At 63.4% G+C, this 11,217-nt stretch carries 9 protein-coding genes; 7 read left to right on the top strand and 2 right to left on the bottom strand.

The features are described from left to right. Nucleotides 1-477 precede the first annotated feature (477 nt). Both AC1DT6_RS33230 and AC1DT6_RS33225 read left to right on the top strand, forming a co-directional pair. A complete protein-coding gene (locus AC1DT6_RS33230) occupies nt 478-978 on the top strand; it encodes a cysteine peptidase family C39 domain-containing protein (protein WP_441627340.1) in 501 nt (166 codons plus the stop codon). A 6-nt stretch (nt 979-984) separates the two neighbouring features. Next, nucleotides 985-2,592 (top strand): peptidase domain-containing ABC transporter, encoded by a 1,608-nt coding sequence (locus AC1DT6_RS33225; protein WP_441627338.1) that lies wholly within the window; start codon nt 985-987, stop codon nt 2,590-2,592. 448 nt (nt 2,593-3,040) lie between these two features. Here the strand turns inward: AC1DT6_RS33225 and AC1DT6_RS33220 are convergent, their stop codons facing one another. Together AC1DT6_RS33220 and AC1DT6_RS33215 are read right to left on the bottom strand one after the other, a co-directional pair. Continuing rightward, the gene (locus tag AC1DT6_RS33220; RefSeq protein ID WP_441627336.1) at nt 3,041-3,865 is read right to left on the bottom strand and encodes an alpha/beta fold hydrolase; all 825 of its coding nucleotides are present in this window, start codon (nt 3,863-3,865) and stop codon (nt 3,041-3,043) included. Then, nucleotides 3,865-5,175 (bottom strand): O-acetylhomoserine aminocarboxypropyltransferase, encoded by a 1,311-nt coding sequence (locus AC1DT6_RS33215; protein ID WP_276290389.1) that lies wholly within the window; start codon nt 5,173-5,175, stop codon nt 3,865-3,867. The genes AC1DT6_RS33220 and AC1DT6_RS33215 overlap by 1 nt, the downstream gene beginning before the upstream one ends. Nucleotides 5,176-5,377: 202 nt before the next feature. Between AC1DT6_RS33215 and AC1DT6_RS33210 the strand changes: the two genes are divergently transcribed. The 5 genes from AC1DT6_RS33210 (at nt 5,378) to AC1DT6_RS33190 (ending at nt 11,194) form a co-directional block, all read left to right on the top strand. Next, nucleotides 5,378-5,824, top strand: a complete 447-nt coding sequence (locus AC1DT6_RS33210) for a CBS domain-containing protein (RefSeq protein ID WP_045240037.1) — start codon at nt 5,378-5,380, stop codon at nt 5,822-5,824. 227 nt (nt 5,825-6,051) lie between these two features. After that, nucleotides 6,052-7,950 carry an MFS transporter gene (locus AC1DT6_RS33205; RefSeq protein ID WP_441627333.1) on the top strand — a complete coding sequence of 633 codons (1,899 nt, stop codon included), beginning with the start codon at nt 6,052-6,054 and terminating at the stop codon, nt 7,948-7,950. 66 nt (nt 7,951-8,016) lie between these two features. Next, on the top strand, nt 8,017-8,736 hold the full coding sequence (locus AC1DT6_RS33200) for a glutathione S-transferase C-terminal domain-containing protein (protein ID WP_441627331.1): 720 nt from the start codon (nt 8,017-8,019) through the stop codon (nt 8,734-8,736). Between the two features lie 129 nt (nt 8,737-8,865). After that, nucleotides 8,866-9,984: a chorismate synthase gene (gene aroC / locus AC1DT6_RS33195; protein ID WP_441627329.1), complete on the top strand. Its 1,119-nt coding sequence runs from the start codon at nt 8,866-8,868 to the stop codon at nt 9,982-9,984. A gap of 1 nt (nt 9,985) precedes the next feature. Further along, complete coding sequence (locus tag AC1DT6_RS33190; RefSeq protein ID WP_477115261.1) at nt 9,986-11,194, top strand: MFS transporter; 1,209 nt, start codon at nt 9,986-9,988, stop codon at nt 11,192-11,194. Nucleotides 11,195-11,217: the final 23 nt, after the last annotated feature.

Here is an 11,217-nt window from a genome sequence, read left to right as displayed (position 1 = left end):
GAATGAGACCTTGGCCGTGATCGCAACACGTATCCATCGCGTGCGGCCGGATCGCGCCAAGCCTCGTCCGCCTCGCCACAAACCTCATCGACATGCTGCTTATAAGGCCTGTTGATGCCTAATTGTTGATGCTTAACTTGGGTGGATTGCTCCGCGACCCCCCTCGGTGAGCCAACGTTTCATATTGCCGCTGGAGTTCACACCATAAAACTGATCGACTACATAAAATGGATTTCAGAAAACTCCTTAATGGATAGAGAGGAAATGCGCTCRTCTGTGCGGAGTAATGCACTTTCTTCGCCGGTAACAGGAGAATTGCTCTCTGTTCTGGCGAGCGAAATGAGGAGCGAGGAAAACTGGACGCGCTTCATGAGGTCCGTCTCCGGCGAGAAACTCAGTGCATCGGGGATAGACATCTCAGGGTTCGTGGGACGATGGCATTCCAGGCGAACATAGAAAGCGACTTCACAGCGCTAGATGCGGGTTTTGCGCCGAGGCCGATCAGACTACTTTTTCCTCATGTCTACATATCTCCAAACCACCGCAACTGAATGCGGGCTAGCGTGCCTAGGCTACGTTGCTGCCCACCATGGGCGAGTTCTCTCGATGAACGAGCTGCGCGCTAGGTTTGTCGTCTCGATGCGAGGCATGAGTTTGGCAGACCTCGCACGGCTCGGCAGCGCAATCGGGCTAATAGCCAGACCGTTGCGGCTAGAAATGCATGAGCTGACGGAGCTCACTTTGCCGTGTGTGCTTCACTGGGACATGAGTCACTTTGTTGTCCTAAAGCGTCTTTCGCGCGGGAAACTGACTATCTTCGATCCCGCTTGCGGCGAGCAGCAGCTACCAATGAGTGTGGTGAGTAAACATTTCACCGGCATTGCATTAGAACTGTCTCCGGCTCCGGACTTCGAGCCAAGACTGCCCCATCCCGCGATTGGATGGCGTCAACTAGTTGGACGTCTCAATGGGCTGTGACGTAGTTTGGGGCAGATTTTCCTGCTTGCGGCTAGTCTTCAGCTTGCATTACTTATTTCCCCCTTATTTACCCAATGGATCGTCGATGGTTCCATTGTTTCTGGGGACATGGGGTTGTTATGGGTGCTCGTTATCGGGGCCGTACTCACTACCCTTATAAAGGTGGGGCTAGAACTGGCTCGCGGCTGGTTGGGTATCGTGATTTCCGTGCAATTCGGCACACAGTGGGCTGCTCGTGTCATGAAGCATTTGCTCCACCTGCCAACCCAGTGGTTCGAGGTGCGTCATTCAGGTGATATCATTTCGCGCTTCCAATCGACGCAGAGCATCCAGCAGACAGTGACAGGCAAGCTGGTTGAGATCATTTTAGACGGCCTGTTCGCGCTAGTGACACTCGTTGTTATTCTCGTTTACAGCCCAGAACTAGGTGTCATAGCTATTGGCGCTGTCATTGCATACGCCGCAATACGAATTCTTCCGCATGGAGCATATCATCGGTCAAGCGATGAAGTGATGACCCATGAGGCAAAGGCACAGACTCATTTCCTCGAGAGCATCCGGGGGATTCAGGTGATAAATCTGATGAGCCTTGAGGATGTACGTATTTCTAAATGGTTTAATGCTATCACTTTGGCAGCCAATCGGCGCGCAAAAAATCAAGAACTCGCCCTGTCGTTTAACGCCGGGTATAACTTGGTTTTCGGGATCGAGAGCATTGCGGTATTGGGTTGGGGGGCGGGTATGGTTATAAACGGTGTACTTACAGTTGGTATGCTAATGGCATTCATTTCCTATAAGGACGCATTTTCTTCCAGAATGCAGCGTTTCATCGATAACATCATGTCGGTTCGGATGCTTCGCCTTCACGTCGAGCGGCTTTCGGATATCGTGCTAACTGAGCAGGAAGAGACGACTGGCGTCATGCCCGAGCAGCTTGGAGAGTTCAACGATCACACGCCTCTCTCTCTGAAGCTGGAAAACATAGGCTTTCGCTATGGCAGCGGGAGTAATTGGGTGCTTCGGGATTTGAGCATCGAGTTCGTTCCGGGAGAACACGTTGCAATTGTTGGAGCCACCGGCTGCGGAAAGACAACGCTTGCAAAGATCATTTTGGGTCTACTGGAACCAACGGAAGGATCTTTGCGAATAAATGGAATTCCAGTACATCAATTCGGCCTTAGGAATTGGCGAAAAAAGGTTGCTGCTGTAATGCAGGATGATCAACTTTTTTCCGGTAGCCTGCAGGATAACATCTCCGGATTTGACGAGCACATTGACCGCGAACGCGTTTATGCCGCGGCGAAAGCGGCAAAGATCCATGACGAGGTGTTGGCCATGCCGATGGCATATCACTCCCTAACAGGCGATATGGGCAGTAGTCTTTCTGGCGGACAGAAACAGCGGGTGCTTCTGGCTCGTGCACTATATCGGCAAGCCAGGATTCTGGTGCTCGACGAGGCTACAAGCCATCTGGATGTGGAAACAGAGAGAGCAGTCAATGAAGCTATCCGCACCCTGACTGTAACACGCATCACGATTGCACACCGTCGGGAGACCATTGCGATGGCCGATCGCGTGATTGATATCACTGACTTCAGCGAACACGACCGATAGCTACCAATGATCGCGGATCAGAGCACTCTCGGAGAGATCTGGTTTTAGCTTCCATGGCCCGAGCATTGGTCGGATCGAGTTGGTAGATGCTCGCTACCTACGTCAATGCCCATCCTCGCTTGTCCGACCTCGGTAAACTCCCCATTTTCGCCTCCTGTCAGAAAGCGTGGTGCCGATATGCCGAGCAGACTTTCAAGGGAACAAACTTACCCAGCGGGAAGCAAAGCTCACCCATCAAGCCCAATGTTGTCTGCCGAAGCCAGTCTCTCGCAGAGGTAGCCCGTAGGCACACCGGAGGGGACACGGCCAAGCTGCGCACCAACGCCGAGAGCCTACTACCCTGCGACTGGTTCCTAGGCGCAAGTCGGCACGGCGCGGCGTGCCGGTTGCTCTCCCGCAGGCGAGAGAGCAACCGGCGGAGCGGCAGGCGCTCGCGATGCCGCCGCCTTCAACCAGCGGCGACCACTTTGCGCGCAAACGCCGCCAGCGCGTCCAGTACCTCATCCGGCCTTTCCCCCATCAGCGCGTGCCCGCAGGGCACCGTGACCGTGCTGGCCGATGCCATCCTGGCGGCGAGCGCCTGGGCGGCCTTGGGCGAGGTCATCATGTCCTTGCTGCCGTTGATGAACAGGGTGGGGCAGCGCACGGCGGCCACCGCGGCGTCGCCGTTGGCGTAGGCGTTGCAGGCGGAGAAGTCGTTGTGGAAGACGTGGCCTTCGGGGTTGCGTTGTGCCACGCGTTCCATCAGGCGCTGGCTGCCGCCTTGCATCCACGAGCCCGGTCCCGGCGAGGAGGGCTTGTTGGCGAGGCTGGAGTGCGACCACGCATTGACCATGGCGATGGCCTGGTCCACGCGGTTGAGCGAGGCGTCGAGCAGGGCGTCGGCAACCTTCATCGGGTAGGCCGTGGCGAGCAGGGCGATGCCGCGCACCGCGTCAGGGTGGCGGGCGGCCGTTTCCAGCGCGATCAGCGAACCCATGCTGTGCCCGAACACCAGGGCGGGGGCGCTCACGCCGGCCGCGCGCACCAGTTCGATCACCCAGTCGGCCATGGCTTCGACTGTCTTGAGCGGCTCGCCTTCGCTGCGGTTGTGGCCGGGCAGGTCGACCGCCAGCACGCTGAAGCCGTGGTGCGCGAACCAGCGCGTCTGCAGGGCCCAGACGCTATGGTCGTTCTGTGCGCCGTGCACGAATACGGCGCAGGGCAGGGCGGGGTCGAAGGGTTTGCCGCCGGTGTAGGCATAGGCCTTGCGGCCTGCGATTGTCAGTTCCATCAGGCTTGGCCTCCCTTGCCGCTCATGGCTTTCTCCGCGGCCTTGAGGCCGCGCTTGAGGTCGTCGATCAGGTCGTCCGGGTCTTCCAGGCCGACCGACAGGCGGATGGTGCCTTCGCCGATGCCGGCCGCCTGCAGCGCCGCGGCGTCCATGCGGAAGTGGGTGGTGGAGGCGGGGTGGATCACCAGCGAGCGGGCGTCGCCCACATTGGCAAGGTGGGAGAACAGCGCCAGGCTCTCGATGAAGCGCTGGCCCGCGGCGCGGTTGCCCTTGAGGTTGAAGCTGAACACGGCGCCCGCGCCGCGCGGCAGCAGGCGCTTGGCGAGTTCGTAGTCCGGGTGGGATTCCAGTTCCGGATAGGCCACCGACTCGACCATCGGATGCGACACCAGGAACTGCACCACGCGGCGCGCGTTTTCCACGTGGCGGGCCATGCGCAGCGGCAGCGTCTCGATGCCCTGCAGCAGTTGCCAGGCGGCCATCGGGCTCAGGCAGGCGCCGAAGTCGCGCAGGCCCTCGCGCCGCGCGCGCAGCAGGAAGGGCGCCACCGTGCTTTCCTCGGTGAACACCATATTGTGGAAACCGGCATAGGGCTCGGACAGTTCCGGGAAGCGCCCGGAGGCCTCGAAGTCGAACGTGCCGCCTTCCACCAGCACGCCGCCGATGGTGGTGCCGTGGCCGCCCAGGAACTTGGTGGCCGAGTGGTAGAGCAGGCCGGCGCCGTGGTCGAAGGGCTTGAGCAGGTAGGGCGTGGTGAACGTGGAGTCGACCAGCAGCGGGATGCCATTGTCCTGGCCGAGCTGGGCCAGGGTCGGGATGTCCAGCACGTCCAGCCCGGGATTGCCCAGGGTCTCGCCGAACAGCAGTTTCGTCTCSGGSCGGATSGCSGCGCGCCAGGCGTCGATATCGCGCGCCTGCACGAAGGTGGTCTCGATGCCGAAGCGGCGCAGCGTGTAGTGCAGCAGGTTGTGCGAGCCGCCGTACAGGGCGCTGGACGCCACTACGTGCGAGCCCGCGCCCATCAGGGTGGCCACCGCCAGGTGCAGCGCAGCCTGGCCCGAGGCCACGCCGATCGCGCCGGCGCCGTTCTCGAGGGCGGCGACGCGCTCTTCGAAGACGGCTACGGTCGGGTTGGAGATGCGGGAGTAGACATGGCCCGCGCGCTCCATATTGAACAGCGAGGCGGCATGCTCGCTGTCGCGGAAGACGAAGGATGTCGTCAGGTGGATGGGCGTGGCCCGTGCCCCCGTGGCGGGGTCGGGGGCGGCGCCTGCATGCAGCGCGAGGGTGTCGAAACGGGTACCGGACATGGCGTTAAAGGCTAGAGTTGTCTCCGGTGCGCATCGTAGCATCCGCTGCCGCCGGCGAGCACGGCAAATAGCCCTGGCGGCGCTGGCGGCACCCCGTGCTTTACTTGGGCGGCCGGTTTCGGCTAGGATCGGCGCATCAGGCCGTGCCGGGCGCGGCAGGCAATACACAGCAAAACAGTAGTTTCAGCAAGCGGAGACCATCATGAAAGTCAGCGACATCCTGCAAATCAAGGGCAACACGCTCTATACGGTGAAGCCGGAGACGTCACTGCTGCTGGCGGTCAATATCATGGCCGAGCACGATATCGGCTCGCTGGTGGTGATGGAGTACGGCGACCTGGTGGGCATGCTGACCTTCCGCGAGATCATCAAGACCCTTTCCGCCAATGGCGGCAGCGTCGGCACCACCAGCCTGCGCAAGGTCATGGACGATGCGCCGCTCACCTGCACCATGGAGACCGACGTCAACGAAGTCCGCCGCATGATGCTGGAGCGCCACACGCGCTACCTGCCGGTGCTGGACAACCGCACCCTGATGGGTGTGATTTCCTTCTATGACGTCGCCAAGGCCGTGGTGGAGGAGCAAAGCTTCGAAAACCGCATGCTCAAGGCTTATATCCGCGACTGGCCGGAAGAAAAGACCGATTGAGCCTCCGCGCCGGCGCGAGGATCGGAGTGCTTCCGGGGGGGCGATGCCGTACGGCGGTTGAGGCTTGGTGGGCCCCGGCAGGGCGGGGCGCGGTCGAGATGCGTATTGCACGGTACCGCAAGCATCCCTTGCAATGGCATGCCCGCCGCCGTGCGAGCATTGTCAGCGACGTCGCCGGGCGCCCACCGGGCCGCCCGGTTCGCCGGGGTCACCTCTTTCCTGCCTACATGAGCCAACAAAACCAATTTCGCCTGCTCAGTGCACGCCGCTTCGGCCCGTTCTTCTGGACCCAGTTCCTGGGCGCGATGAACGACAACCTCTTCAAGGTCGCCTTCACTTCGCTGGTTACTTACCACACCGCGCTGTTCGAGGGCGTTGACGCCAAGAGCGCGGCGTTCCTGATCTCCGCCATCTTCATCGCGCCATTCGTGCTGTTCTCCGCCACCAGCGGCCAGATTGCCGACAAGATCGAGAAGTCGCGGCTGATCCGGCTGGTGAAGACCCTGGAAATCGGCATCATGCTGCTGGGTATGGCCGGCTTTGCCATGCACAGCGCGCCATTGCTCTACCTTGGCACTTTCCTGATGGGGCTGCACTCGACGGTGTTCGGCCCGGTCAAGTTCGCCTACCTCCCGCAGCACCTGGACGAGACCGAGCTGGTAGGCGGCAACGGGCTGGTGGAAATGGGCACTTTCGTCGCCATCCTGCTTGGCACCCTGCTGGGCGGCGAGCTGGCCGGCCTTACGCACGGCGAAAAGATCGTCGGGCCGTTCTACGTCGGGGCCGCGTGCGTGGTGCTGGCGCTGGCCGGGCGGCTGGTGTCGGCGCGGGTGCCGCATTCGCCGGCGCCGCAGCCGGACCTGCGCATCAACTGGAATCCGTTCACGGAGACCTGGCGCAACCTCAAGCTGGCCCATGGCAACCGTACAGTATTCCTGAGCCTGCTGGGCATTTCGTGGCTCTGGTTCCTTGGCGCCACGTTCCTGACCTCCTTTTTCGGCTTTGCCAAGGACGTGCTGGGCGGCGACCAGAATGTGGTGACGCTGCTGCTGGCGGTGTTCTCGCTCGGCATCGGCACCGGCTCGCTGCTGTGCGAGCGGCTGTCCGGGCGCCACGTCGAGATCGGCCTGGTGCCGTTCGGCTCCATCGGCATGACAGTGTTCGCGGTCGATCTCTTCCTGGCCAGCAACGGCGAGCAGCACGCCGAACTGTCCGGGCTCGCCGGCTTTGCCGCCGACCCGCGCCATTGGCGCGTGCTGGCCGACCTGTTCCTGCTGGCGATGTTCGGCGGCTTCTACAGTGTGCCGCTGTACGCGCTGATCCAGAGCCGCTGCGCGCCCACCCACCGGGCCCGCATCATTGCCGCCAACAACATCCTCAACAGCTTTTTCATGATCGGCTCCTCGCTGCTGGCGGTGGTGCTGACCCAGGCCGGCTTCAGCATTCCGCAATTGTTCCTGGTGGTCGGGCTGCTGAACGCGCTGGTGGCCATCTACATCTACAGCCTGGTGCCGGAATTCCTGCTGCGCTTCATCGCCTGGATCCTGGTGCACACGGTGTACCGCCTGCAGCGCGTGAATTCCGACCGCATCCCGGCCGAAGGCCCCGCGGTGCTGGTGTGCAATCACGTGAGCTTTGCCGATGCGGTAGTGCTGATGGCCGCGAGCCCGCGGCCGGTGCGTTTCCTGATGGACCACAACATCTTCAAGGTGCCGCTGATGTCGTGGTTCTTCCGCCAGGCCAAGGCGATCCCGATCGCGCCCGCGTACGAAGACCCGCAGATGCTGGAGCGTGCCTACGACGAAGTCGCGCGCGCGCTTTCGGAGGGCGACCTAGTCTGTATCTTCCCTGAAGGCAAGATCACCGCCACCGGCGACATCAACCCCTTCAAGCAGGGCGTTCAGCAGATCATCCGGCGTACGCCGGTGCCGGTCGTGCCGATGGCGCTGCGCGGGCTGTGGGGCAGCTTCTTCTCCCGCAAGGGTGGCTCGGCCATGTCCCGCCCGTTCCGGCGCGGCATTCTCAACCGGCTCGAGCTGGTGGTGGGTGAGCCGATCGCGCCGGAGCTGGCTACGCCGGAGAGCCTGCAGCAGGTGGTGCAGGGCTTGCGTGGCGAGTGGCGCTAGGGCGCTAGCGTAGTGCCCGCAGCGGCGGGTATCCCCGATGTCGCCGAGCCAAAGGAGTCGGCAACCATGATCACGCTCTACACCTTTGGGCCGGCATTCGGCCTGCCCGATGCCAGCCCCTTTGTCACCAAGGCCGACCTGCTGCTCAGGCTCGCGGGCCTGCCGTACCGTGCCGAGCGTGGCGGCCTGCGGCGCGCGCCCAAGGGCAAGCTGCCCTATCTCGACGACGCGGGCCGCGTGGTGGCCGATTCCACGCTGATCCGGTGGCACCTGGAGAAGACCTACCACATCGACTTCAATGAAGGGCTGACGCCCGCCCAGCGTGGCACCGCCTGGGCGGTGGAAAAGATGCTGGAAGACAACTTCTACTGGGCAGTGGCCGACGCGCGCTGGAACCATGACGCCAATTTCGCGCGGGGTCCGGCAACTTTCTTCCGGTCCGTGCCCTGGCCGCTGCGCGGGCTGGCGATCCGTTTTGTGCGCTCCAAGATCCGTCGCATCCTGTGGACGCAGGGGCTTGGCCGCCACAGCCCGGCCGACCTGGCCGCCATCGCCAGCCGGGACGTGGCGGCGGTGGCCGACGTGCTGGGCGAGCAACCCTTCCTGATGGGCGACAAGCCATGCGGCGCCGATGCCACCGTCTTTGCGTTCATGGCGGGTGCGCTGTGCCCCTTGTTCGAGACACCGATCCGCACGGCCGCCGAGTCCCATCCCAACCTGGTGGCCTACGTGGCACGCATGCGGGAGCGGTACTACCCGGACCTGGCTCCTGTACGGACGGCCTGATGCGGGCCTGAGGGCACCACCTGAAGACCGGGCGACGCATCCCGGTGCGGCCTGGCGGGGCCGGACGGGCCGCAAAAGCCTTACAATGTAGCCCGTTCCCCAATTCTCACGCCCTCCGCGGTCTCCATCATGTCCGGCAACACTCTCGGCCTGCTCTTCACTGTCACCACTTTCGGCGAATCGCACGGGCCGGCCATCGGCGCGGTGGTGGACGGCTGCCCGCCGGGCATGGAACTCACCGAAGCCGATATCCAGATCGACCTGGACCGCCGCAAGCCCGGCACCTCGCGCCATGTCACGCAGCGCCAGGAAGCCGACCAGGTCGAGATCCTGTCCGGCGTGTTCGAGGGCAAGACCACCGGCACGCCAATCTGCCTGCTGATCCGCAATACCGACCAGCGCAGCAAGGACTACGGCAATATCGTCGAGACCTTCCGGCCCGGCCACGCCGATTACACCTACTGGCAGAAGTACGGCATCCGCGACTATCGTGGCGGCGGCCGTTCGTCGGCGCGCCTGACGGCGCCGGTGGTGGCGGCGGCGGCGGTCGCCAAGAAATGGCTGCGCGAGCAATACGGCACCGAAATCCGGGGCTATATGTCGCAACTGGGCGAGATTCGCGTGCCGTTCGTGGACTGGGCGGAAGTACCGCGGAATCCCTTCTTCGCCCCCAACGCGGAGATCGTGCCGGAACTGGAAACCTATATGGACACGCTGCGGCGCGACGGCGATTCCGTCGGCGCGCGGATCGAGGTAGTGGCCAGCAACGTGCCGGTGGGCCTGGGCGAGCCGCTGTTCGACAAGCTCGATGCCGACATCGCGCACGCGATGATGGGCATCAATGCCGTCAAGGGCGTGGAGATCGGCGCGGGATTTGAAAGCGTCAGCCAGCGCGGCAGCGTGCATGGCGATTCACTCAGCGCGGAAGGATTCCGCGGCAACAACGCCGGCGGCGTGCTGGGCGGCATTTCGACCGGGCAGGACGTGACAGTCTCGCTGGCGATCAAGCCGACCTCCAGTATCCGCACGCCGCGCGAATCCATCGACAAGGCCGGCCAGCCCGCCACGGTGGAGACCTTCGGCCGCCACGATCCCTGCGTGGGCATCCGCGCCACCCCGATCGCCGAAGCCATGCTGGCGCTGGTGCTGATCGATCACGCGCTGCGCCATCGCGCCCAGTGCGGCGATGTCAAGGTCGATACTCCGCGCATCCCCGCCCAGTCACCGCAGTCCGGCCAGTCGCGCTGAGTTGGCGCAGGCGGAACCACACGCCCACGCCCTCGGCGGCGGGCGCGTCGCCGAGACGCGTTTTGGCCTCTTTTACCTCGGCTACTACGGCTATGTCGGCGTTATCTCGCCCTATGTAAGCCTGTTTTTCGCCGGGCGCGGTTTTTYCCCGGTACAGATCGGCGTACTGATGGCCTGCTTCCAGGTCAGCCGCATCGTCGGCCCGTATTTCTGGGGCTGGCTGTCGGACGTGATGCATACGCGGGTGCGCCTGCTGCGCCTGGCCGCCGTCACGGCCTTGCTCGCTTTCCTGATGGTGCCTGGCGTGACCAGCTACGGCGGGATGATGGCGATGATGATCGGGCTGAACCTGATCACCAGCGCCATGTCGCCGCTGGGCGACGCGCTCACGATTTCCACGCTGCGCCGCCATGGCGCCTTCGATCACCGCTACGGGCGCATCCGCATGTTCGGCTCGGCCGGCTTCATTGCGGCCGTGCTGCTGGGCGGGGCGCTGTTCGAGCGTTTCGGCATGGAGGCGTTCCCGTGGCTGGCGAGCACCATGCTGGCGCTGTTCCTGGTGGTGGTGTTCGGCATGCGCGATGCGCCGGACGATGGGCCGCGCGTCAAGCCGCCGCCGGCGCTGCCCTTGCTGCGCCGTCCCGACGTGGTCTGGTTCTTCGGCTCGGCCTTCCTGATGATGTTCGCCCACGCCGCGCTGTATGTGTTCTATTCGCTGTACCTGGAGCAGCTTGGCTACAGCAAGTTCGCCATCGGCGTGATGTGGACCATCGGCGTGGTCGCCGAGATTGTCTTCTTTTTCTACCAGGGCCGGATGTTCGGCAGCGTCCCGCTGCGGACCATCCTGACCGGTACCTTCGTGCTGGCCGCGGTGCGCTTCGGCCTGACCGGCTACCTGGCGGAGCTGTCGTGGCTGATGGCGCTGGTGCAGGTACTGCACGCGGCCACCTTCGGCGCGCATCACAGCGCCAGCCTCAAGCGCCTGCAACGCTGGTTCGCCGGCCCGCTGCAGGGCCGCGGACAGGCGCTTTACACCGGCCTTTCCTATGGTCTTGGCGGCACCTGCGGCGGGTTGGCGATGGGCTGGACCTGGAAGGCGCTGGGTCCGGCCCACACCTTCGGGCTGGCCGCGCTGGCGGCGGCCGGCGGTGCGCTGTGCGCGTTCATGACGTTCCGCACGGAAGCTGCCTCCGACGCTGCCGCGCGGTGACGCAGGCCGGATTGCGCACGCGC

The organism is Cupriavidus sp. 01L45, assembly GCF_056399885.1.
The sequence above is the reverse complement of the archived record's forward strand: the minus strand, read 5'-3'. Positions and strand labels throughout refer to the sequence as shown.

Excerpts from the sequence above, each read along its gene's own strand:
- AC1DT6_RS33220 (WP_441627336.1), bottom strand. The coding sequence starts at position 3,865 with ATGGAACTGACAATCGCAGGCCGCAAGGCCTATGCCTACACCGGCGGC.
- aroC (WP_441627329.1), top strand. The coding sequence starts at position 8,866 with ATGTCCGGCAACACTCTCGGCCTGCTCTTCACTGTCACCACTTTCGGC.
- AC1DT6_RS33205 (WP_441627333.1), top strand. The coding sequence starts at position 6,052 with ATGAGCCAACAAAACCAATTTCGCCTGCTCAGTGCACGCCGCTTCGGC.
- AC1DT6_RS33210 (WP_045240037.1), top strand. The coding sequence starts at position 5,378 with ATGAAAGTCAGCGACATCCTGCAAATCAAGGGCAACACGCTCTATACG.
- AC1DT6_RS33230 (WP_441627340.1), top strand. The coding sequence starts at position 478 with ATGCGGGTTTTGCGCCGAGGCCGATCAGACTACTTTTTCCTCATGTCT.
- AC1DT6_RS33200 (WP_441627331.1), top strand. The coding sequence starts at position 8,017 with ATGATCACGCTCTACACCTTTGGGCCGGCATTCGGCCTGCCCGATGCC.